The 23,744-nt window shown below is 63.3% G+C and carries 20 protein-coding genes; 18 read left to right on the forward strand and 2 right to left on the reverse strand.

The features are described from left to right. Positions 1–73: 73 nt before the first annotated feature. From C2L65_RS18705 to C2L65_RS18765, 13 genes are all read left to right on the forward strand, one after another. Positions 74–1,132 carry an NHL repeat-containing protein gene (locus C2L65_RS18705; protein ID WP_042304762.1) on the forward strand — a complete coding sequence of 353 codons (1,059 nt, stop codon included), beginning with the start codon at positions 74–76 and terminating at the stop codon, positions 1,130–1,132. Positions 1,133–1,423: 291 nt separating this feature from the next. Beyond that, positions 1,424–1,627 carry a cold-shock protein gene (locus C2L65_RS18710; RefSeq protein WP_036000361.1) on the forward strand — a complete coding sequence of 68 codons (204 nt, stop codon included), beginning with the start codon at positions 1,424–1,426 and terminating at the stop codon, positions 1,625–1,627. 371 nt (positions 1,628–1,998) lie between these two features. Further along, complete coding sequence (locus C2L65_RS18715) at positions 1,999–2,937, forward strand: D-ribose ABC transporter substrate-binding protein (RefSeq protein ID WP_042304626.1); 939 nt, start codon at positions 1,999–2,001, stop codon at positions 2,935–2,937. Positions 2,938–3,060: 123 nt separating this feature from the next. Then, positions 3,061–3,708 (forward strand): DUF2291 family protein, encoded by a 648-nt coding sequence (locus C2L65_RS18720; RefSeq protein ID WP_233446577.1) that lies wholly within the window; start codon positions 3,061–3,063, stop codon positions 3,706–3,708. Next, a complete protein-coding gene (locus tag C2L65_RS18725) occupies positions 3,705–5,261 on the forward strand; it encodes a sugar ABC transporter ATP-binding protein (RefSeq protein ID WP_042304624.1) in 1,557 nt (518 codons plus the stop codon). Before C2L65_RS18720 ends, C2L65_RS18725 begins: the two co-directional genes overlap by 4 nt. Before the next feature lie 46 nt (positions 5,262–5,307). Continuing rightward, positions 5,308–6,375, forward strand: a complete 1,068-nt coding sequence (locus tag C2L65_RS18730; protein WP_042304623.1) for an ABC transporter permease — start codon at positions 5,308–5,310, stop codon at positions 6,373–6,375. Positions 6,376–6,378: 3 nt separating this feature from the next. Next, positions 6,379–7,479, forward strand: coding sequence for a Gfo/Idh/MocA family protein (locus C2L65_RS18735; RefSeq protein ID WP_042304622.1), 1,101 nt, complete (start codon positions 6,379–6,381; stop codon positions 7,477–7,479). Then, the gene (gene apnL, locus C2L65_RS18740) at positions 7,476–9,428 is read left to right on the forward strand and encodes a D-apionate lactonase (RefSeq protein ID WP_063769771.1); all 1,953 of its coding nucleotides are present in this window, start codon (positions 7,476–7,478) and stop codon (positions 9,426–9,428) included. Before C2L65_RS18735 ends, apnL begins: the two co-directional genes overlap by 4 nt. 156 nt (positions 9,429–9,584) lie before the next feature. Next, positions 9,585–10,964: an MFS transporter gene (locus C2L65_RS18745; protein WP_042304621.1), complete on the forward strand. Its 1,380-nt coding sequence runs from the start codon at positions 9,585–9,587 to the stop codon at positions 10,962–10,964. Between the two features lie 48 nt (positions 10,965–11,012). Then, positions 11,013–11,843, forward strand: a complete 831-nt coding sequence (locus tag C2L65_RS18750) for a phosphogluconate dehydrogenase C-terminal domain-containing protein (RefSeq protein WP_042304620.1) — start codon at positions 11,013–11,015, stop codon at positions 11,841–11,843. Between the two features lie 46 nt (positions 11,844–11,889). After that, positions 11,890–13,134, forward strand: coding sequence for a ribulose-bisphosphate carboxylase large subunit family protein (locus tag C2L65_RS18755; RefSeq protein ID WP_042304619.1), 1,245 nt, complete (start codon positions 11,890–11,892; stop codon positions 13,132–13,134). A gap of 8 nt (positions 13,135–13,142) precedes the next feature. Further along, a complete protein-coding gene (gene oiaK / locus C2L65_RS18760; protein ID WP_042304760.1) occupies positions 13,143–14,525 on the forward strand; it encodes a 3-oxo-isoapionate kinase OiaK in 1,383 nt (460 codons plus the stop codon). 96 nt (positions 14,526–14,621) lie between these two features. After that, positions 14,622–15,326, forward strand: coding sequence for a transcriptional regulator NanR (locus C2L65_RS18765; protein WP_007580961.1), 705 nt, complete (start codon positions 14,622–14,624; stop codon positions 15,324–15,326). Positions 15,327–15,354: 28 nt separating this feature from the next. Here C2L65_RS18765 and C2L65_RS18770 read toward each other — a convergent pair whose 3' ends face one another. Beyond that, positions 15,355–16,281, reverse strand: a complete 927-nt coding sequence (locus C2L65_RS18770) for a LysR family transcriptional regulator (RefSeq protein ID WP_042304618.1) — start codon at positions 16,279–16,281, stop codon at positions 15,355–15,357. A gap of 145 nt (positions 16,282–16,426) precedes the next feature. On the opposite strand from C2L65_RS18770, the gene C2L65_RS18775 reads away from it, so the two are divergent. From C2L65_RS18775 to C2L65_RS45540, 3 genes are all read left to right on the forward strand, one after another. Continuing rightward, positions 16,427–17,842, forward strand: a complete 1,416-nt coding sequence (locus C2L65_RS18775) for an MmgE/PrpD family protein (protein WP_042304617.1) — start codon at positions 16,427–16,429, stop codon at positions 17,840–17,842. Positions 17,843–17,924: 82 nt separating this feature from the next. Continuing rightward, on the forward strand, positions 17,925–19,280 hold the full coding sequence (locus tag C2L65_RS18780; RefSeq protein ID WP_042304616.1) for an MFS transporter: 1,356 nt from the start codon (positions 17,925–17,927) through the stop codon (positions 19,278–19,280). 140 nt (positions 19,281–19,420) lie between these two features. Further along, the gene (locus C2L65_RS45540; RefSeq protein WP_156132208.1) at positions 19,421–19,558 is read left to right on the forward strand and encodes a hypothetical protein; all 138 of its coding nucleotides are present in this window, start codon (positions 19,421–19,423) and stop codon (positions 19,556–19,558) included. A 229-nt stretch (positions 19,559–19,787) separates the two neighbouring features. Here the strand turns inward: C2L65_RS45540 and C2L65_RS18785 are convergent, their stop codons facing one another. Further along, on the reverse strand, positions 19,788–20,717 hold the full coding sequence (locus tag C2L65_RS18785) for a LysR family transcriptional regulator (protein WP_042304615.1): 930 nt from the start codon (positions 20,715–20,717) through the stop codon (positions 19,788–19,790). 195 nt (positions 20,718–20,912) lie between these two features. Here C2L65_RS18785 and C2L65_RS18790 point away from each other — a divergent pair, with 195 nt between their 5' ends. Then, positions 20,913–22,235, forward strand: a complete 1,323-nt coding sequence (locus tag C2L65_RS18790; RefSeq protein ID WP_042304614.1) for a cation:dicarboxylate symporter family transporter — start codon at positions 20,913–20,915, stop codon at positions 22,233–22,235. A 37-nt stretch (positions 22,236–22,272) separates the two neighbouring features. Next, entirely contained in the window at positions 22,273–23,550 is a 1,278-nt protein-coding gene (locus C2L65_RS18795; RefSeq protein WP_042304613.1) for an aminotransferase class V-fold PLP-dependent enzyme, read from the forward strand. The last annotated feature ends 194 nt before the right edge of the window (positions 23,551–23,744 follow it).

A 23,744-nucleotide genomic window follows, 5' to 3' on the forward strand; every position in this document is an offset into this window, starting at 1 on the left:
GAAGCTCCTTCGGTCTCCGGCTGGCGTCTATGCTTTATCGGCGCATTCGCTCGACATGACCAAGGAGGCGTGCATGAAACCCGCGCTATGTGTCGCTATCGCCAGTATGGTTTTCGGGGCCCAGCTGGCGCACGCTGTCTGCTCCCATGACGCCGTCTTTGTCGCGCTCGGTGATCAGATTCGCGGTTACTCTGCGCGCGCCAACGGAGCGACCGAGCCCTGCCAGGTGCTGCAAGGGCCGCTCACCACCCTGATGTCGGCCGGGGCGACGGTGATCGACAGGAAGGACGCCTTTCACATTGCGCAGTTTGGCGCGAGCACGGTCGACATCTTTCCGCGTAAGGCTGAGGGCAATCAGGCACCCGATCGCTCGTTCAGGTTGACGAACACAAATGACCTGCCCGGCATTGCGGTGGATTCCCGCCTCAACGACTTCGTCATGAGCGTTCGCCCATCGACGGCGGGCGTAATGGTCATTCCCGTCCACAGTTCTGGGGATATACCCAATCCGGTCCGCATTACCGATCCGAACATCACCCAGTACCAGAGCATCGCGATCGACAGCGACGACAATCTGCTGATCGCGGGTTATGACATACAGGGAACGGCGATCATCGACACGTTTGGCACGAGCCGAAGCGTGACCGCGCCCTCGCTTCTGCGCAGCCTCACAGGTCCCAAAACCGGCCTGTTTTCGGGCCGCGATGTTTTTTTCTCACAGATCGCCACGTCGATTGCTATCGATCCTCGCACGGACGAATTATTCGTCTACAACACGACCGCGGATGCGACCCAGACCCAGGTGAGCGTTTTCGCCGCCAAGGCGAATGGCAACGTGCGACCGATACGGACAATCAGCGGTCCAGCCACGGGAATCATCGGCCAGGTTTTGGCGTTCCCGGGTAACAGGATCACCGTCTCACCGGATGGACGGCTCTTCGTTGCCCAACAGAACCTGCGCATTCTCGCGTTCGCGCCGGGAGCAAGGGGCAATGTGGCGCCGTCTCAAGTCATCGAGGACTCCACGCCCGGTCCGGCCAACTCCGCAGGGATCGCCTTCCGGTCGGGGCGAGGCGGGCAACGGGACGACGACGGATGCTCGATGAAACCCGACGAAGGCGGTAGAAAATAATCGGGTCAAACTGGTATCTCCAGCGTCGAACGGCCGTTTCAATTTTCAGTTCAAACAGGTGATCGAGAGCGGCGAAATCGCGCTGATGCCCACGGAATGAACGGTCTCGGGACGGGAGCCGATGAAAGTGTATGCAATTCAGATCGCGCGCCGTCAGCAGGTTTCCAGTTGTGCCAGCGGGCCCAAGCAAAAATGCTGATTGTGAGGAACCACGACTCCATGTTAAAAAGTGCATCGCACGGCTGGCGGAGCGCCACCGACGCGCAATATTAATTTTGGGAATCTTGCAAAATGGCAACAGGTACGGTGAAGTGGTTCAATGATGCAAAGGGTTTTGGTTTCATCACGCCGGATGGCGGCGGTGAAGACCTGTTCGCACATTTTTCGGAAATCCAGTCGAGCGGTTTCAAATCGCTCCAGGAAAACCAGAAAGTGACGTTTGAAGTGAAGCAGGGCCCGAAGGGCAAGCAGGCTGCGAACATCCAGCCGCAGTAACGCGTTTCCAGTATTAGAAAATGACCCTTCGGGGTCATTTTTTTTGCCACCAACGAAACCGGTTCCAATCTCGAAGTCCCCGCCCGCGGGACGCCCACCAACGGCCGGACCTGGTTCGGCTACGGCCCGCCAACGCGCTGAACGCCCCGTGACAGCGAAGGCTCGACCGCCGAAGCCTGTTCTACACGACCTCACCAGAACATTGCCCATACCAGGCGAAAACCCTGGCTCGATTCTCCTTGTCGACCGCAATGTGACTGGTATGATGACATCATGACGGCACAAGTGATGAGTAGACTGTAACGACAAAACACGACCGTCGACTGGTTTCAGGCAGTGCATAGGCGTTTAACCAGAAAGGAGACAAAACGATGAAAGCATCGAAGCGGTGGCTCGCGCTCGCGTTGGCCACCTTGGCGGTCGTCGGCGCGAGCGGCACGGCGCAGGCGGCGAATCTGATCGCCATCATTACTCCCTCACACGACAACCCGTTCTTCAAGGCCGAAGCCGACACCGCGAACGCGCGTGCGAAGGCGCTCGGCTACGACACCATCGTCCTCGTCCACGACGACGACGCGAACAAGCAATCCAATCTCGTCGATACGGCCATTGCGCGCGGCGCGAAGGCGATCATCCTCGACAACGCGGGCTCCGAGGCATCGATTGCCGCCGTCAAGAAGGCCAAGGCGGCAGGCATTCCGTCATTCCTGATCGACCGCGAAATCAACGCGACGGGCATTGCCGTGTCGCAGATCGTGTCGAACAACTATCAGGGGGCGCAGCTCGGCGGGCGCGCGTTCGTCAAGGCGCTTGGCGAGAAGGGCAACTATGTCGAGCTGGTGGGCCGCGAGGCGGACATCAATGCCGGCATCCGCTCGAAGGGCTATCACGACGTGATCGACCAGTTTTCGAGCATGAAGATGGTCGAGCGGCAGTCGGCCAACTGGAGCCAGACGGAAGCGTATCGCGTGATGGAAACGATCCTGCAGAGCCACCCGGACATCAAGGGCGTGATTGCGGGCAACGACACCATGGCGATGGGCGCATCGGCTGCGCTGAAGGCGGCGAAGCGCTCCGACGTGATCGTCGTCGGCTTTGACGGCAGCAACGACGTGCGCGACGCGATCATGCGCAACGACATTCGCGCGACCGTGCTGCAACCCGCCGCGCAGGCCGCGACGGAAGCCGTCGATCAGGCCGACAAGTACATGAAGACGGGCGCCACCGGCAAGCCGGAAAAGCAGCTGATCAACTGCTCGCTCATCACGAAGACGAACGCCGGCAAGCTCGACATGTTCGCGCTGCGCTGAAATCATCGTTCGACTCGACGGGGATGCCACGCGCATCCCCGCGCTTTGTCACCGATTCGCATCATCACCGGTCACATCAGTTTTCTCATCCGGCGTACCGTGAGGTCATCCATGAGAGGTTGCATGTACGCGGCGATCATCGTCATTGCCGCGAGCGGGGCGTTGCAAGGCTGCAAGCTGGTCAAACACGACGCACAGACATCAAAAAATTCTCGCGACGCATACGCGTCGGCTGGCTACGATCCGAACGCGATGGTCGCGTCGATGTGGAGCACGAAAATCGTGCCCGACGTCGAAAAGCGCGCGACCGACTACGCGACGTTGCGCGACGCGATCAAGGCGGACCCCGACACGGCGGGCAAGAAATACGGCTATCGCGGCAAGGACGACGGCGCGCCGTGGAATTTCCCGACGAAGCTGCACGGCACGATCGTCGAGGTCGACACGCAATCGAGCCAGGGCACCGTGGGTGTCGATATCGATGGTGACGGCAAGGCCGACGTGATCGTCGACATTGGTCCGACCGTGCTCGGCACGACGCTGCGCGACACGCTCGATTTCATCTCGTTCACGAGCTTTCGCAATCAGATCGAATACGCGCAGTTCGGCACCGCGCTGAACAGCTACGCGGCCACGCATGTGATGAAGCCGTTTCCGCGCGATGCGCTCAAGGGCAAGCCGATCACCGTGACGGGCACGTTCTCGTATGACTCATCGGCCGATCAGCCCGAGATCGTGCCGCTTGCGCTCGCGCTGGGAGGCAAGTCATGAGCGAGGCCGGCGCAGTGGACGACGTGATTCTTCATGTAGAAGGCGTGACGAAGGTCTATCCCGGCACGGTCGCGCTGAAAGAGGTGAACTTCGCGGTGCGGCGCGCGGCTGTGAACGTGCTGGTCGGCGAGAACGGCGCGGGCAAGTCGACCTTGATGAAAATCATCGCCGGTGCGGAGCAGCCGAGCACCGGACGCCTGCTTCTGGACGGCAAGCCGATCGAGCTGACGAGCAGCGCTGACGCCTTGCGGCACGGCATCGGCATCGTGTTTCAGGAGCTGAATCTGTTCCCGAATCTGACGATTGCCGAGAACGTGTTCATCGCGCACGAGATCACGCGCGCGGGCATCGATATCGATGCCGACGCGCAACGGCGCAAGGTGCGTGAACTGCTCAAGCGGCTCGAACTGGACGTGAGCCCCGATACGCTCGTCGAAGATCTGCGTATCGGCCAGCAACAATTGGTCGAGATTGCGAAGGCGCTCGCGCACGACGCGCGCGTGCTGATTCTCGACGAGCCGACTTCGGCGTTGAGCGCGGCTGAAGTGGACGTGCTGTTTCAGGTGATCGCGGACTTGAAGGCGCATGGCGTCGCCATCGTCTATATCTCGCACCGGCTCGAGGAGCTGATCCGTATCGGCGACTACATCACGGTGTTGCGCGACGGCCGCATCACCGGCAACCAGCCGATGGCGCAAGTGGACGTGCCGTGGATCGTGCGCCAGATGGTCGGCCGCGACACCAAAGATTTCTCGCGCCCGATCGGCCACGCGCGCGGCGCGCAAGTGCTGACGGTACGCGACGTGTCGCTGCCGCGCAAAGGCAGCGGCTTGCTGGTCGATCACGTGTCGCTGTCGCTGCATGCGGGCGAGATCGTCGGCATTTACGGGTTGATGGGCGCCGGGCGCTCTGAACTGTTCGAATGCATTCTTGGCTGTCATCCGCATGCGACGGGCGAGATCGTGCTGGACGGCAAGCCGCTTGCGGGCAAGCCGATCGCGCGCCGCGTCGCGCAAGGTCTCGCGTTGATTCCCGAGGACCGCAAGGCCGATGCGCTGCTGCCGATTCTCTCGATCGGCGAGAACATGACGCTGTCCAGCCTCGCGGAATTCGCGCGTGTTTTCCATATCAGCACGCAGCGCGAGCAGCGCTCGATCACGCAATACATCCGCGATCTCGCGATCAAGGTCGCCGACTGGCGGCTGCCCGTCAGTTCGCTGTCGGGCGGCAACCAGCAGAAGGTGATCATCGCGCGTGCGTTGATGACCACGCCGAAAGTGCTGCTGATGGACGAACCGAGCCGCGGCATCGACGTCGGCGCGAAGGCTGACATCTTCAAGGTGATGCGCGATCTCGCCGTGAAGGGACTCGGCATTCTGTTCGTGACGTCGGATCTCGAAGAAGTGATGGCGCTGTCCGACCGCATTCTGGTGATGTCGAACGGACGCGTGACCGCCGAATTCGACGCATCCGAAGCGACGCAAGACGCACTCGTCGCGGCGTCCGCGATCGGACACCGCACGGCATCAACCGAACAACGCGCCGCGGCATGACGCGGCGTGTCTCAAAGCAAATCCAGCAACACCCTGGAGATTATTCATGACGATGGCTATCAAGGGCGAAGCACCGGGCGCGAGCATCGGCGAAGCACCGCTTCTGCTGCTGCTCAAGCTGCGCACGTTCATCGCGCTGTTTGCCGTTGCGATCTTTTTCTCGTTCGCGGCGCATAACTTTCTGAGCATCGAAAACCTGCTGATCATGTCGCGGCACGTCGCGCTGAATGCGTTTCTCGCGATCGGCATGACGTTCGTGATCGTCGCGGGCGGCATCGATCTGTCCGTCGGCTCGATCGTCGGGTTGTCCGGTATGGTCGCGGGCGGGCTGATCCTGCACGGCATTCCACTCGGCGACGAGTACACGCTGTATCTGAGCGTGCCGGAAACGATCGTGGTTGCGCTGCTGGCGGGCGTTGCCGTCGGCGCGGTCAACGGGCTGCTGATCACGCGCCTGAACGTCGCGCCGTTCATCGCGACGCTCGGCACCTTGTATATCGCGCGCGGCGCGGCGTTGCTGTCGTCGGGCGGCGAGACGTTTCCGAACCTCACGGGTAATCCCGATTACGGCACGACGGGTTTTCCCTTGCTCGGCAGCGCGACGATACTCGGCATTCCGTTGACGATCTGGCTGCTGGTCGTGGTCGGTGCGATTGCCGCGTATATTGCGGGCCGCACGCCGCTTGGGCGGCAGATTTACGCAATCGGCAGCAACGAGCGCGCGGCGCAACTGTCCGGTGTGCGCGTGAACCGCGTGAAGATGTTCGTCTACATGTTCTCGGGGCTGTGCGCGGCGATTGTCGGGCTGATCATCTCGTCGGAACTGGTCGCGTCGCATCCGATGAGCGGCGAGACCTTCGAGCTGAATGCCATCGCGGCGGCCGTGCTCGGTGGCACGTCGATGTCGGGCGGGCGCGGCAAGATCGGCGGCACGATCATCGGCGCGTTCGTGATCGGCATTCTGTCCGATGGGCTCGTGATGATGGGCGTCAGCGCGTTCTGGCAGACGGTCATCAAGGGCGTCGTGATCGTGGCCGCTGTCGTGGTCGATCAGATCCAGCGCCGCGTGCAGCAACGCTTCGCGTTGCAGAAGCAGGCCGCGACGGGAGCGTGAACGATGAGTGAATCGACGCTTCGTGGGCGCGAACCATTCGATGGCGCCTTGATCGGTTGCGGGTTCTTCGCGCGCAATCATCTGCATGCGTGGCGCGATGTCTCTGGCGCAAACATCGTCGCGCTGTGCGATGCAGATGAAGCGCGTCTGACTGCCGCCGGTCGCGAGTTCGGCATCGAGCGCCTTTACACCGATGCCGCTGCAATGCTGCGCGAAGAACGGCTGGATTTCGTCGATATCGCGACGACGGTCGCGAGTCATCGCGCGCTGGTCGAACTGGCGGCCACCTCGGGCGTCGCGACGATTTGCCAGAAGCCGTTCGCCCGCACGCTCGACGACGCTTACGCGATGGTCGCCGCATGCGACGAAGCGAACGTGCCGCTGATGGTACATGAGAACTTCCGCTGGCAAAGCGCGATTCAGGCTGTCGGCGCGGCGTTGCAAGCGGGCGCGATCGGCAGGCCGTTCTGGGGTCGCGTGTCGTTTCGTTCGGCATTCGACGTGTTCAGCGGCCAGCCTTATCTGGCAGAAGGCGAGCGCTTTATCGTCGAAGACCTGGGCATTCATGTGCTCGATATCGCGCGCTTTCTGTTCGGCGACGCGACGCGTGTGACGGCCAGCATGTCGCGCGTCAATCCCGCGATCAAGGGCGAAGACGTCGCGACGATCATGCTGTGTCATGAAAGCGGTGTGAACAGCATCGTCGATTGCAGCTACGCGACGCGGCTGCCGCACGAACTGTTTCCGCAGACGCTGATCGAGGTCGACGGCTCGGCCGGCACGTTACGGCTCATGGCGGATTACCAGTTGCAGATTCACACCGCTGCGGGCACCGAATTGCGCGACGCGACGCCGCCCGCGCTGTCGTGGTCCAGCGCGCCGTGGGAAGCGATTCAGGGCAGCGTGCTGAACATCCAGTCGCACTGGATCGATTGCCTGCGCAGCGGGCGCGAGCCGGCGACGAGCGGTCGCGACAATCTGCGCACGCTCGCGCTCGTCGAAGCGACGTATCTGTCCGCGCGCGAAGGGCGCAGCGTGGATCTGCGCGAGCTGGAGCGAGCCTCGTCGCGCGGGGATGCCGGGCTTCGGCAGGTCGCGCGATGAGCGGCGATCTGGCGCAAACCTACTACGGCACGAGTCAGCCTGTCGATCAGGCGCGGCGTCTGCAAGCGGGGCCGTGGTCCGCGCTGCTGATCGATGGCGCGCTGCACGACATCCGCTATCGCGACGTCGAAGTGATCCGCGCGGTTGCATTCCTGGTGCGGGACAAGGATTGGGGAACCTGTCGCCCCACGCTGAGCGGCATCGAGATCGACGAGAACGAGAACGGATTTCGTGTGGCGTACCGCGCGCAATGCACGAATCCCGATGGACATGCGCTGAGCTACGCGTTGTCGATCGATTGCATGGGGCGCGACGTGTTGGCGTTCAGCGCAACCGTGACTGCGCATGATGCCTTCCTCACGGCACGCTGCGGCTTCTGCGTGCTGCATCCGCTGGAGGGCGTGGCGGGCGCCCCGGCACGCGTCGAGCACGGTGACGGCACGCGCGAAAGCGCGGCGTTTCCTGCGCTGATCGATCCGTGGCAGCCCTTCAAGGACATCTGCTCGATCGAACATGACATGCCGTGCGGCCTCACCGTGTACTGTTCGTTCACGGGCGATGTGTTCGAAATGGAAGACCAGCGCAACTGGTCGGATGCGTCGTTCAAGACCTATTCGCGGCCACTGGAATTGCCGTGGCCTTTCACGCTCGACGCAGGCGCGACGATGACGCAGACAGTGACGCTTGATGTCGAAGAGCAGGCATTGGCTCGTCCTGATCCGCACGTATCGACGCAAGCGCACCTTCAAACGCTCACACTCGATCTGAACGAACGCGTGGACGAACGAATGCCCGCGCTCGGCATTGCAATCGCAGCCGACGAAGTCGACGCCGCGCTCGATCACCGGGCGTTGCTGGCTGAACTCTCGCCGCATCAACTGACGCTGAGCTTCGATCCGACGGCAGGCCACGGCTTGCATGAGCTTGAACGCTTCGCGACGTTGCAGCGCGAAAGCGGTATTCGCTGCGTGCTCGAATACGCGCTGCCCGGCGTCGATGCGCCGCGCGCGGAACTCGATGCGCTTGCCTCGCTGGTCGCGTTGTCCGGCATCGAGTTGACGGGGATCGTCGTCAGTCCGTCGGTGCATCGGCAGTCGAATCCGCCCGGCAGCGTCAGCCCGCCATGTCCCGCGCTTGACGAGGTGTATCGGGAAGCCCGCCGCGCGTTTCCGGGCTTGCGCATCGGCGGCGGCATGCTCAGCTATTTCACCGAACTCAATCGCAAGCGTCCGCCGCTCGAACTTGTCGACTGGACGACGCACGCGACCTGTCCGATCGTCCACGCCGCTGACGATCGCAGCGTGATGCAGACGCTGGAAGCCATACCGCACATCACGCGCTCATGTCGCGCGCTGATCGGCGCGCAGCCGTATGCCATCGGCCCGGTGTCGATCGGGATGCGTCAGAACCCGTACGGGTCACGCGTGATGCCGAATCCGCACGGCGAGCGCATCGCGATGGCCGCCTGCGATCCACGCCAGCGCGCGCTGTTCGGCGGCGCGTGGCTGGCCGGTTACGCAGCCGCGCTCGCGGGCGCGCGCGTCGACACGTTGACGCTTGGCGCGTTGACAGGCGCGCGCGGACTCGCCGACGTGAGCAATGGCGTGCGCCGCTATCCGATGTTCGATGTGGCGAAGGCGCTGGCCGGCATGGCGGGCGCGACGCGGCTCACATGCGCGGGCGTGAATCCGCGCGAAATCGCGTGCGTGGCGGCGCGCGACGCGCAGGGGCAAGCGCATCTCATCGTCGCCAATCTGACCGGCTCCACGCGCGCCGCGCGGCTCGATCTGCGTGGCCTGACATCGGGCGGGTTGCGCGCGGTGATGATCGACGAAGCGTCGCTGCGGAGCAAAGTCGGCATGTCGCGCGCGGCGTCATTCAGGCTGCGTCCGTTTGCCTGTCTGATCGCGACGACGGTAACGAGCGACGCCGCCGCCGCGCGCCCATAACGAAGGCGCGCCGACGCGCCAATGAACTGCTGAAAGGTGTTGGTAGTAAACCCAGTGCCGCTTTTTTAATCTTGATGGTCTACTCATCACACCAGCACAGCACATGAGTGATCTGTGCAATAGCGCAGAGCCGCGAGACCCATCGGAGGAGACGCAATGCAAACTGCCCCGCACGCCGAACAGGCAAGCCCGAGCCAACTTGAGCGCTCGACCATCCGCAAGGTTTCGCTGCGCCTCGTGCCGTTCGTCGCGCTGATGTTTTTCATCAACTTCCTCGACCGCACGGCGATCTCGTTCGCTGGCCCGAACGGCATGACGAAGGATCTGGGGCTGGACGCCGCGCAGTTCGGTTTCGCGGCAGGCGTGTTTTTCATCGGCTACATCTTTCTCGAAGTGCCGAGCAACCTCGCGTTGCACAAGTTCGGCGCGCGCCGCTGGCTCGCGCGGATCATGGTGACGTGGGGCATCGTCGCGCTGCTCTTCACGTGGGTGAGCAGCGTGCCGGGGCTGTATGGGTTGCGCTTTCTGCTGGGCGTGGCGGAAGCGGGCTTCTTTCCCGGTGCGATCCTGTTCCTGAGCATGTGGGTGCCGCAGCGCCATCGCAGCCACATCCTCGCGCTGTTCTATCTGGCGCAGCCGCTGACCATCGTGATCGGCGCGCCGTTCGCCGCGTTGCTGATCGAAGCGCATGGGCTGTTCGGCCTGGCCGGCTGGCGCGTGATGTTCCTCGGCGTCGCGATTCCTGCGATCGTCGTCGGCATCGTCGCGTGGTTCTATCTGAGCGACCGGCCGTCGCAGGCGCGTTGGCTCACTGCCAGCGAACAGGCGTGGCTCACCGCGGAACTCGAAGCCGAGCAGCGCCAGCGCGCAGCCGGTTCGTCGCAGCATCGCCACCACGCAGGCGCCGCATTGACGAGCGGCCGCGTCTGGCTGTTCTCGCTGATGTATTTCGGCCTGATCTACGGTCTCTATGCGCTCGCGTTTTTCCTGCCGACCATCATCGGCGGCTTCCAGGCGCAGTTCGGCTCGCAGTTCAACGTGTTCCAGAAAGGGCTGATCACAGCGATTCCCTATCTGCCTGCCGCGATCGTGCTGTTCCTCTGGAGCCGCAACGCGACGAAACACGGCGTGCGCGCATGGCACATCGGCATTCCGGCGCTGGTTGGCGCACTCAGCATTCCGCTCGCCCTTTTCATGAAGTCGCCGACGACGGCTATCGCCGTCATCACGATCACGGCCTGCGCGATCTTCTCGGCGCTGCCGAACTTCTGGGCACTGCCCGCGCGCTTCCTGTCGGGTGCGGCCGCCGCCGCAGGCATCGCGCTGATCAACACGGTCGGCAATCTGGCGGGCTTCGTCGCGCCGTACGTGACGGGCGCGCTGAAGGACGCGACGGGCTCGTATCACGCGCCGATGTTCGTGGTCGGCGCCTTCATGCTGATGAGCGCCGTGCTGGCCTTCGCGTTCTGCGGCGAGCGCCGCCCGCGCCCGCAGGACGAACACGCAGCCGTCGCGCTGGACCCGCGCGCGGGCTGATCAACCGAAATTCATGAACATGACGCACCCCTGCAAGGAGAGAGCACGATGAAAGAGAAAATTGCACTGTTCGGCGCTGGCGGAAAGATGGGCTTCCGTCTTTCGAGCAACCTGCTGAAGTCGGACTATCGTGTCGCGCACATCGAAGTGAGCGAAGCGGGCCGCAAGCGCCTGAAGGATGAACTGAACGTGGATTGCGTATCCGTCGATGCCGCGCTCGACGGCGCGCAGGTCGTGATCCTCGCCGTGCCCGATACGCTGATCGGCAAGATCAGCCACGAGATCGCACCGAAGCTGCCGGCGGGCACGATGGTGATGACGCTCGATGCCGCCGCGCCGTTCGCCGGCCATCTGCCCGACAGGCCCGATCTGACTTACTTCGTCGCGCATCCGTGTCATCCCATCATCTTCAACAACGATGACGACCCGAAAGCGCGCCGCGATTTCTTCGGCGGCGCGTATGCGAAGCAGTCGATCACGAGCGCGCTGATGCAAGGCCCCGAGTCCGCGTTCGATCTCGGCGAGGATGTCGCGAAGACGATCTATCAGCCGATCCTGCGTTCATACCGTTTGACCGTCGACCAGATGGCGCTGCTGGAACCGGGCTTGTCCGAGACGATCTGCGCGACGCTGCTTTACGTGATGCGAGAAGCGATGGACGAAACCGTGAAACGCGGCGTGCCCGAACAGGCCGCGCGCGATTTCCTGCTTGGCCACATGAACATTCTGAGCGCGGTGATTTTCAACGAAATCCCCGGCGCATTCTCCGATGCGTGCAACAAGGCAATCGAGTTCGGCAAGCCGCGCCTGATGCGCGACGACTGGAAGGGCGTGTTCGATCATGCGGAGATTGCGGACAGCATCCGCCGTATCACGTGATGCGTGCTGAGCGCTGTTTTCTTTTGACTTCCAACAGGACTGCATCGTGAGCGAACGCATTCACGCTACTTACTGGCTCGAAACGGGCGACGATCCGGGCCGGGCCGCCGATGTCATCGCCGGCGAACAGTCGAGCGGCACCTTCGTCGCGCTGCCCGGCGAGACGCCCGAACTGAAGGCGCGTTCCGGCGCGCGCGTCGAGCGCCTGGACATACTCGAAACCGTCGATAAACCGAGCCTGCCGGGCGGCATGAAATCGGGGGTGTACACGCGCTGCACGCTCGAACTGTCGTGGCCAATCGAGAACTTCGGGCCGTCGCTGCCGAACCTGATGTCGACCATCGCGGGCAATCTGTTCGAACTGCGCCAGGTGTCGGGCTTGCGGCTCACGGGCCTGAAGCTGCCGGCTTCGTTCGCGGCGGCGTATCCTGGCCCGGCGTTCGGTATCGACGGCACGCGCAAGCTGAGCGGCGTCACGCATGGTCCGCTGATCGGCACGATCATCAAGCCGAGCGTCGGGCTGTCGCCGGAGGAGACCGCGCAGCAGGTGCGCGAGCTGGTGGATGGCGGCATCGACTTCATCAAGGATGACGAACTGCAAGGCGACGGCTCGCATTGCCCGTTCGACGAGCGCGTGAAGGCGGTGATGCGCGTGGTCAACGAACACGCCGATCGCACCGGCAAGAAGGCGATGGTCGCCTTCAACGTGACAGGCGATCTCGACCAGATGCTCCGGCGGCATGACCTCGTGCTGGCGCAAGGCGGAACCTGCGTGATGGCGGTGCTCAATTCGATTGGACTGGTCGGCCTGCACGAATTGCGCAAGCACGCGCAAGTGCCGATTCATGCGCATCGCGCAGGCTGGGGTTATCTGTCACGCAGTCCTGAACTCGGCTGGGATTACGCGCCGTGGCAGATGATCTGGCGGCTCGCGGGAGCGGATCATCTGCACGTGAACGGCTTGCGCAACAAGTTCAGCGAGCCCGATGAAAGCGTCATCGCGGCGGCGCGCGCGGTGCTCGCGCCCGTCATGCCCGACGCGCCGATGACGGCGATGCCCGTCTTCAGTTCGGGGCAGACGGGCTTGCAGGCCGCCGATACGTACGCCGCGCTCGGCCGCGCCGATCTGATCCACACGGCGGGCGGCGGCATCTTTGGCCATCCGCAGGGCGTCGCGGCGGGTGTCGAAGCGCTGCGCGAAGCATGGGTTGCGGCGATCGAGGGCGTGCCGCTGGAGAAGCACGCGGAGCGCAATCCGGCGCTGCGCGCGGCGCTTGGTTTCTGGAAGTGAGCACGCGTATGTCCGATTCCGCGCAAACGGCATTTCCGGCGGGGCCGCTGCTCGCCTATTACGGCGACGACTTCACCGGCTCGACGGATGCGATGGAGGCGATGACGGCAGCGGGCGTGCCGACGGTGCTGTGTCTCGACACGCCGACGCCCGACCTGCTTGCGCGCTTTCCCGAGATTCGTTGCGTCGGATTGGCGGGTTCGTCGCGCGGGCGTGACCCTGCATGGATGCGCGACGAGTTGCCAGCCGCGTTCGCGAGTCTCGCGGCGTTCGGCGCGCCTATCCTGCAATACAAGGTGTGCTCGACGTTCGACTCGTCGCCGGAAGTCGGTTCGATCGGCGCGGCCATCGACATCGGCGTGAACGTGATGCGCGCGCGCTGGTCGCCGATGGTAATTGGCGCGCCGCGCCTGAAGCGTTATCAGATGTTCGGCAATCTGTTTGCCGCCGTGAACGGTACGGGCTATCGGCTCGACCGTCATCCGACGATGTCGCGTCATCCCGTGACGCCAATGGACGAAGCGGATCTGCGCGTGCATCTCGGGCGGCAGACGTCGCGTCGCATCGAGCTGATCGACATACTGCAATTGCGCGACGGCTCGGGCACGGCGCGCGTCGATGCGCTCAGTGCGGACGACAAACCCGTCGTGTTGATCGACGTGCTCGATGAAGAGACGCTCATCGAAGCGGGGCGCCTCGTGTGGGAGCGGCGCGGCGAGGGCGTGTTCAGCGCGTCATCGTCTGGGCTGCAATACGCGCTGGCCGCATATTGGCGCTCGCGCGGCTGGTTGCCCGCGACGCCTTCGCTGCCCGTCGCCCGGCCCGTCGAAACGATCGCCGCCGTGAGCGGTAGCTGTTCGCCCGTCACGGCGTCGCAAATCGCCTGGGCGCGGGCGCACGGGTTTCATGTCGAACGGCTCGATCTGCGCCGCGCGCTCGATTCGCAATCGGGCGGCGCGGAGATCGAGCGCGCGGTTGGCGCCGCTGCCGATGCGCTTCGCCGCGGCGTGAGCAGCATCGTGCATAGCGCGGAAGGCCCCGACGATCCCGACGTGATCGGCTTCGACGCGATTGCGCGCGATGCGGGCCTGACGCGTCAGCAGGCCGCGCGCAACGTCGGCGGCGCGCTGGCCGAAGTGATGCGACGCTTGCTGGAGCGCGTGCCGCTGTCGCGTGTGGTCGTCGCGGGCGGCGACAGTTCAGGCGAAGTCGCGAGTACGCTGGGCATCGATGCGCTGAGTGTTGCAGCGGGTCTCGCACCGGGCGCGCCGTTGTGCCGCGCGTGGTCGAAGTCGGCGCAGCGCGATGGGCTGGAGATCGTGCTGAAGGGCGGGCAGATCGGCGGCGCGTCGTTCTTCGGATTGGTCAAAGAGGGCCGCGACGTGGAGTGAACGCTGCGCGGCTAACGGATACAGCGAGCGGTTCCTCGCAAGAATCGATCGGTGTATGGTATTGTCATTACACCAGAAGCTTGTCGCTGAAATGTAATGGGCGAGATCATCCCGCGTCGGAAGCTGTACCAGGAAGTGGTGGACCGTCTGATGGAGCGTATCCGCTCGGGCGAAATCGCGCCCGGCGCGCAGCTGCCATCAGAGCGGGAACTGATGGAAATCTATGGCGTCGGGCGGCCTGCCGTGCGCGAGGCGCTGCAGACGCTCGAACGCTCGGGCATCGTCGAGATCGTACACGGCGAGCGCGCGCGTGTCGTCGTGCCGACGGCCGACCGGCTGATCGGCCAGATCGCAAGCGGCGCGATGCACTTGCTGCGCACTGACCCGGAGATGCTCGAGCATCTCAAGCACGCGCGCCTCTTTCTCGAAACGGGCACGGCGCGCATGGCCGCCGAGCGCGCGACGGAAGAGGACGTGGCGCGACTGCAATTGAGCGTCGCGCAACATCGGGCTTCGATGGTCAATCTCGAAGAGTTCATTGAGCGCGACATGGCGTTTCACCGCGAGATCGCGAGGATCAGCGGCAATCCGATTTTCCCGTCGATCGTCGAGTCGCTGTTCCGCTGGGCGGGCGAATACTATCGGCCGCTCGTGCGTGCGCCGGGCGCGGAAGAGCTGACCTTGGCGGAGCATCAACGCATCGTCGACGCCATTGCGACGCATGACGGCGATGCGGCTGCCGAAGCCATGCATGCGCACCTGTCACGTGCTAACCATCTGTACCGCAAATTGAGCAAATAACGCCGGTACGGCACACACCTGTCTTTCATCACTCCGGCTGCATCATCGAAGGATCGAGCGGCGCCATTCTGCGCAGCGCGAGACGAAAGTCCCGCGCGACTGCCGACAGCACCGCATCACGTCGCCGGATCAAACCGATTGTGCGCGCAACCGTCGGCTCCACGAGCGGACGTATGGCGATTCGCGATTGCGCGTCGCGCGGCGCCGCGCAGCGCGGAATGATTGAGATACCGAGACCCGCTTCGACGAGTCCGAGCGACGTCGTCAGATGTTCAATTTCGATCAACCGGTCCGGGCGCCAGTCGATGTCGCGCAACGCGGCATCGAGCATGCGCCGGTTGCCGCTCGTCGTGCCCGAGACGATCAGCGGCCACGGGCGCAGTTCGCGCCACGCAACATGCTCGCTTTTTGCGAGCGGATGATCGGCGGGGCAGGCGAGCACGTACGGGTCCACCAACAGTTCGTCGATGACGAGCTCCGGCGTCTCGTTGACGAGAAACGCGATGCCGAACTCCGCGTCGCCGTCGGCGACACGCCGCGCGACCGTCGCAAGATCGGTTTCGAGCAGCCGCAGCCGCACCTCGGGCCGTCGCCGGTGATAGCTGCCGACGATCTTCGGCAACAGAAACTTCGCAACGGTGGGAATGCACGCGATGGTCAACTGACCTGTGCGGATACGCGTCGCTTGCGTGACGAGTTGCAGCGACGCATCGAGTTCGCGCAGCACGCTTTGCGCGCGCGGCAGCAGCAATTCGCCCGATGACGTGAGCGCGACCGTGCGCGTCGTGCGCTCGAACAGCATCAGGTCGAGCGCTTCTTCGAGCCGCTTGATGCGGCGTGTCAACGCGGACGCGGACAGGCTGAGTTCGATGGCGGCATCGTTGAACGACGCGTGCGATGCAACGGCAACAAAAGCGCGAAGCGCGTCGAGATCGACGCCGGGAAAGCGGTTCATGAGCCCTCATGGTCAGGCGATTCGCGGACTGCCAATTCTTGCGTGTGAAGCAATAATAATCACGCCACGTGCAATTCACAAACGCCCGTCGCGTGCGGATACTGGTCATCGAATTTCCACTCCGCGCCAGTGCGCCCGACACGCGATGAACCAGCGCCACGACATCGGCACAAACCCCTATACCGGCGGCGTAGCGGCATTCGTCGCGCAATTGCGTTACGACGCGATTCCTCACGACGTGATCGCGCGCATCAAGTTGTTGCTGCTCGACTCCATCGGCTGCGCGTTGTTCGGCTCGGCGCTCGAATGGAGCCGCATCCTCGCGGACACGCTCGCGCGCGTCGACACGACACCGGGATGCACGGTATGGGGCACGCCGATGAAGCTGTCCGCGCCGCACGCCGCGCTTGTGAACGGCACGCTGATCCAAAGCTTCGAACTCGACGACGTGCATCGCGCGGGCGTGCTGCATGTCGGCGCCGTCACGTTGCCCGCCGTGCTCGCCGTCGCCGAGACGCTGCCCGCCGATGCGCGCATGAGTGGCCGCGATTTTCTGCGCGCCTGTGTGGCCGGTTATGAAGTGGGGCCGCGCGTCGGCATGTGCATGGGTCCTGAACATATTGCGCAGGGCTGGCATTCGGGCGCGACGGTCGGCGTGTTTTCCGCGGCGGCGGGCGCGGCGGCCGCGCTGCGCCTCGACACCGCGCAGACCGTGCATGCGCTCGGCATCGGCGGCACGCAGTCGGCGGGCCTGATGGCCGCGCAATTCGGCGCGATGGTCAAGCGCATGCATGCCGGGCGCGCCGCGCAAAGCGGGCTGTATGGCGCGCTGCTGGCGCAGAACGGCTTTACCGGCATCGTCGATGTGTTCGAGAACACGTACGGCGGTTTTTGCAGCACATTCTCGCGCTCGACGGACCGCTACGATCTCACGCAACTGATCGACGGACTCGGCGAGCGCTTCGAGACGATGAACATTGCGCTGAAGTTCTACTCGTGCGTCGGCAGCAACCACACGACGCTCGACGCGATCCGCGCCATGCAGGCGCGCCATCCATTCGGCGCAGACGACGTCGAGTGCATCGTCGTGCATGGCTCGCGCGTGACGGTCGATCATGTCGGCTGGCCGTATGTGCCGCAGGGCCTGACGTCCGCGCAACTGAACCTGCCGTACTGCGTCGCCACGCTGTTGCTCGAAGGCGATGTGTTCGTCGACCAGTTCAGCGAAGCGAAGGTGGCGGACCCGCAGCGCATGGCGCTGGCGAACCGCGTGCAGGTGCTCGAAGACCCGGCTATCACCGCACGCGGCCGCGGCGCGCGTCACACCGTGCGCGTCGAGGCGACGCTGCGCGACGGCACGCGGCTCGAAGAAACTGTCGAGTCGCAACGCGGCAGCGAGCATGCGTTCGCGAGCGAAGCGGACATCATCGACAAGATGACGAAGCTTGCCGAGCATCGTATCGAGAGCGCGCAGATTGAACGAATCGTCGAGTGGATCATGCACGCCGAGAGTAAGTCGGACGCCGCAGAACTCGTGCGCCTGCTCTCGACGCGAGGCTAGCAACAGGGCGCAAGCAGTACCGCAGGTAAGCACGACGGCAAGCACAAAGCAAAGCGGCCCGATAGCCGCAAGGAGACACAGGATGGCCGCAACGCCGCATGATCTGACGCTTCAGGCTTCCCCCGCCGCGCGGCGCGAGCGGCTGCGCTCGATCATCGGCGGCAGCGCGGGCAATGTGATCGAGTGGTACGACTTTCTCGCGTACTCGATCTTCTCGATCTATTTCAGCAAGGCCTTTTTTCCCGGCGGCAATCAGACGGCGCAGCTGCTGAACGCGGCTGCCGTTGCCGCGATCGGTTATGTGGTGAGACCGCTCGGCAGCTGGGCGATCGGCGCGCTCGCGGATCGCCACGGACGGCGCGTCGCGTTGAGCTTGTCGGTGGCGATGATGAGCGTCGGCTCGCTGATCATCGCGCTCACGCCGACTTACGCGACGATCGGCGTCGCGGCGCCAGCCGTGCTCGTCTGCGCGCGTCTGCTGCAAGGCTTCAGCATGGGCGGCGAGGCGGGCACGAGTGCCACGTATCTGAGCGAAATGGCGCCGACCGGGCGGCGCGGCTTTTTCGTCGGCTTCGTGCAGGTGACAGTGGTGATGGGGCAACTCGTCGCGCTCGCGCTGATGCTTGTGTTGCAGCGCTTCGCGCTGACGCCTACGGAGCTCGAAGAATGGGGCTGGCGCATACCGTTCGCGATCGGCGGCGCGCTCGCCGTGTTCGCGCTGTATCTGAGGCGCGGCATCGCGGAGACGGACGCGTTCGAGCGTGCCGATACGCTCGCCGCCGGCCAGGCGTCACGCGAGTCGGAACGCGGCAGCCTGCTTGCGCTGCTGGTCCGGCATCGCATGCAAACGCTATGGACGATCGGCATCAGCATCGGCGGCACGGTTGCGTTCTATACGTTCACGATCTATCTGCAAAAGTACATGGTCAACACGACAGGCTTCAGCCGCGATACCGCGACGCTGATCGCGACCGTCGCGCTCGTGATCTACATGTGCTTTCAGCCGCTCTACGGACTGTTGTCGGATGTGGTCGGGCGGCGGCCCGTCATGCTGATCTTCGGCATCGGCGGCACGTTCTGCACGGTGCCGCTGATGCACGCGCTCGGCAGCACGCACAGCGTGTGGGCCGCCTTTGCTCTGAACCTCGCGGCGCTCGCCATCCTGAGCGGCTTCTCGTCGATCCATTGGCTCGTGAAGTCGGAACTGTTCCCCGCGAAGCTGCGCGCGCTCGGCGTCGGTTTGCCGTTCGCGGTGGTGTCGTCGGTGATGGGCGGCACGACCGAATATCTCGCGCTGAAGTTCAAGCATGCGGGCCACGAGTCGTGGTTCTTCTACTACGTGAGCGCGTGCGCCGCGGTTTCGCTCGTCACGTATTGGCTGATGCCGGAAACGCGGCATCGTTCGGTCATCGATGAAGAAGCGCGCGGCCAGGGTTGACGCGCTTCGATGCGACACGCATGAAGAGATAACATCACTGAAAAAGGTGCCAGTGCGCGTGGATTTTTATTTTGCAATGCACCATAGACGGGTGTACTATAGGGTTAATACCTAGGCAATAACCCTGAATGGAGCTTGCAATGAACTACGCTACTGCTACCTCGACGGCTACGAAAGGCGGTTTCCTTGCCCGTGTACGCGAATTTTTCGTTGACGCGTGGCGCACCCATCTGGAAGTGTGCGAAATCATCGCCGAATCGCATCGTCGTCCGCGCTAAGACTATCGCTCGACCGCGTGCGCGCGCGGTTCAGGCGGGGCGCCACGAAGTGGCGAACGCGCATCGCGCCGGCGCTTCAGCCGCCGCCGAGGCGCGCGGGCTGGTTCCCGTTTCCGTCGCAATCCACATGTCGGGCAGTCCTACGTCCATGGGTCGCATGACGCTCCCGCGCGAATCGACCAGGCCGATTGCAAGGGCCAAATAGACGCCACCTGACTCCACGCGATCGCTATTGCGCAGAGTCCAGTTGCGGCATCCCTGGATCGAGCAGATTCGAACTGAAATCGCACGATTGCGCAGCCAGCCTCGCGATGGCCGCACTCAACGAATGCGACTGGTCTGCCCGGTGCATCGCGATGTATTTCACGGGCGGCAGCGCGGGCCTTGTCGGCACGATTACGAGCGCACGCCGCTCCAGCATATGTCGCAGGCAGGCTTTGGGCAGATAGCTGACGCCGAGCCCCGACAACGTCAGACCGATTTGCGCGATGAGGCTATTGCTCGCCAGCACTTTCTGAAGGCTGACGCCGTGGTCCTGCAAAAAGCGGCTATACACATAGCCGGTGCCTGACAACCCGCCTTGCAAGATCAGGGGATATTTCGCGATCTCCGTGATCGGGATTGCCGTCTTCCGCGGCGCGAGGCTCGCGGCACACATCCACGCGTTGTCGACCTGGCCAACGGCCGTGGTCGCGAACGGTTCCGTGCCCTGGGTCTGCGGCACGATGATCACATCGATGGTGTCGGTGGCAAGCCGCTCACGTAACGTCGCATTCAGTTCAACTTCCGCTTCCACCTTCACTTTCGGATACTCCGCCTGTATCGCTGAGACGAGGCGGGGCAGCCATGTCAACGCCGTGAGTTCGGTGACGCCGATGCGTATCTGCCTCACGAGCGCCTCTTTCGAACTGACGCGCTCGACGATCTGATCGCGGCGCTCCAGCAACTCCTTCGCGTACTCGAAAAACTCCGCTCCCTTTTTGGTCAGGCGCGCGCTGCGATGGGCGCGGTCGAACACCACGAGATCGAAAGCGCGCTCAAGCTCCTGCACACGCTTGGAAACTGCCGACTGCGTCGTATTCAGACGCGTCGCCGCGGCCTCGAACGATCCCAGTTGCACGATCCAGTACAGCGCTTCCATCTGCTTGAAGGTCAGCATCGCGTTGCCGTGACATGAATAAAAGCGATATGTTCGCATAGAAAAAAATCGCTTTTTTTGTTTATTCTGGATGCTTATGGTTTCGACATCGAGCTGAAACACAGCACATGCGGGACAGGCTCGAACGAGCGCGCTCGCAAGAAGGCACGCCGCCTCCCGCGTCAATCCATATCAATCGGTCCGTCTGGAGAACGCATGGAATCCGTGATCGAAACACCGCCTGCCGAACTCATCGAGCGCAAGCCGCGCATCGGCTTGGCCTGGCAAATACTGATCGGCCTCGTTGTCGGCATTGCGGTCGGCGTCGTGCTGAACCGCTTTCCTCAAATGCGTGAATCGGTTGTGACAGGCTTTCTGCAGCCTGCCGGCGACATTTTCATCCGCCTCATCAAGATGGTCGTCGTGCCCATCGTGTTCACCAGCATGGTGGCCGGCATTGCAGGCGTGGGAGATGGGCGTGCGCTCGGGCGCATCGGCCTGAAGACGCTGGTGTATTTCGAGGTCATCACGACGATCGCCATCGTGCTGGGGCTCGTGCTCGGCAATGTGTTGCAGCCGGGCGTCGGCACTGACATGTCGCAACTCGGCCACACGGACATCTCGCATCTGCAGCAAGCCACGCAGACGCAAGGCCATCACGGCTTCATGTCCTTGCTGCTGAATATCATTCCCGACAATATCGTCGCGTCGATGGGGCGGGGCGATCTGTTGCCCGTCATCTTCTTCTCGGTGCTGTTCGGGCTCGGCTTGCAGTCCGTGCCGACGGAGTACAGAAAGCCCGTGCTCGCCACGCTGAAGGGCATCGGCGACGCGATGTTCAAGGTCACGGGCATGGTGATGCGCTACGCGCCGTTCGGCGTGTGCGCGCTGATCGCGGTGACCGTCGCGAACTTCGGTTTCGGATCGCTGCTGCCGCTGGTCAAGCTGGTTGCCGTGACGTATCTCGCGATCATTCTGTTCGCGGTCTTCGTGCTCGGCGTCACCGCGCGCCTGTTCGGCTTCAATATCTTCACGCTGCTCAAGGTCATCAAGGATGAACTGATCATTGCCTTTTCGACGTGCAGTTCGGCCACTGTGCTGCCGCAGTTGATGAAGAAAATGGAAGACTTCGGCGTGCCCAAGAGCATCACCACCTTTGTCGTGCCGACGGGCTACACGTTCAACCTCGATGGTGCATCCATTTACCTCGGCATCGGCACCCTGTTCGTCGCGCAACTGTACGGCGTGCATCTCGGCGTGCAGGAACAGATCGTCCTGATCCTGACGATGGTGGTGACGTCGAAAGGCGCCGCCGGTGTGCCGGGTTTCATGTTCGTGATCCTGCTGACGACACTCGCCAGCGCCGGCCTGCCGCTCGAAGGGCTTGCGTTCATCGCGGGCGTGGACCGGATCATGGACATGGGACGCACTGCGTTGAATGTCGTGGGCAACGCGCTCGCGCCGCTTGTCATCGCGAAGTGGGAAGGACAGTACGACGCGGAAAAAGGCAAGGCGTATCTCGCGTCGCTCGACGCCTGAACGCAGGTAAAAGCACCCTATCGAGGAGCAAATTCAGATGAGCAGCAACCAGGGGCAGTTCTTTCCCGAGTCCCTCATGCAGGAGATCAAGAGCCGGTTCCATTTCGTCGATCACGACATGGACGGGCGCGAGCGGCTCTTCTTCGATAACGCGGGCGGTTCGTTCCGGCTCAAGGCGGCGTTGGAGGCGTTTGCAAGCGTCGACGCGCTGCCGGATTGTCCGGAGCGCATTCACGAGCGTGCGCGTTACCTGCAAGACGTTCAGACGCGCGGCGAAGAGGATATCCGGCGGATCTTCAATGCGCGAGGCGGCAGTGTCTATCCGTCTCTGACAGCGTCGGCCGCGATGTTCGAGATGGTGCGCGCCGTGATGGAGAACGTGCCCGGCACGAATGCCGTCACGACGATACTCGAACATCCGTCGTCGTTCGATGCCATGAAGCTGTATTGCGAACGCACCGGAAAAGCGCTGCGCATCGCGCCGAGCAACCCGGAAACCGGGGGCGTGGATGTCGATGCGATCGTGTCGCTGATCGACGAAGACACGGCACTCCTGAGCGTGATGTACGCGTCGAACATTTCGGGCGCGAAGCTCGATATCGCTGCCATCGTGGAACGTGCGCGCGCAAAGCGGCCGGATCTTTTCATCATCGTCGACGCCGTGCAGCACGCGCCGCATGCGGTAATCGACCTGCAGAAAACGCCCGTCGACGGCATCAACGTCGCGCCGTACAAGTTCTTTGGATGCAGAGGTTCGGGCATCGCGTGGTTGTCCGCGCGGCTGGCGGAGCTGCCGCATCATCGTCTCGAAGCGAAGCAGAAGGGCGTATGGGAACTCGGCAGTCCCGCGCCTGCGCAGTTTGCGGTGGTGAGCGCGATCGTCGATTACGTCGCATGGATCGGCGGGCAATCCAGCGATGCGGATGACCGTCGGGAATTGTTCGTGCAAGGGATGCAGCGCATCGAAAGCCACGAACGCGCGCTGCTTGCGGTGTTGCTCGATGGCACGGACGGGCAATGCGGGTTGCGAGCGATGAAGGGCGTACGTGTGTTCTGGGATCACGACGACCTGACGAAACGCGATCTGATTGCCGGCATCGGATTCGACCGTCTCGATCCCGCCGCCGCCGTGCGTGAATACGAAAAGCGCGGTGTGATCGTGTATGAGCGGATCGGGACGAGCCTTTACTCCGGGCGGATGTTGAAGTCGTTCGGTCTGGAGGGCGCTGTGCGGGTGTCGCCGCTGCATTGCCATACCGCTCGCGATATCGCTCGCTTCCTCGCGGTGACAGAGGAACTTGCGCTGATCGATTAACCGGCGTGCCGGATTGCGTGTGAAGTTTCAACCGGCGCTGCCGTCTCTGGACGGCAGCCCTCAGCACACAAACGGCATTCCTTGTTTCAGGGCAGAGACGGACCGGGTAGTCAGTCGCGAACGATCGAAGTATGCGCTGCCAGCCTCGGACGCTACTGCAACTACTGAACGGTCTTTACATTATCAACACCTTC

The sequence above is a fragment of the Paraburkholderia terrae genome (assembly GCF_002902925.1).
In the GTDB taxonomy this organism is placed as follows: domain Bacteria; phylum Pseudomonadota; class Gammaproteobacteria; order Burkholderiales; family Burkholderiaceae; genus Paraburkholderia; species Paraburkholderia terrae.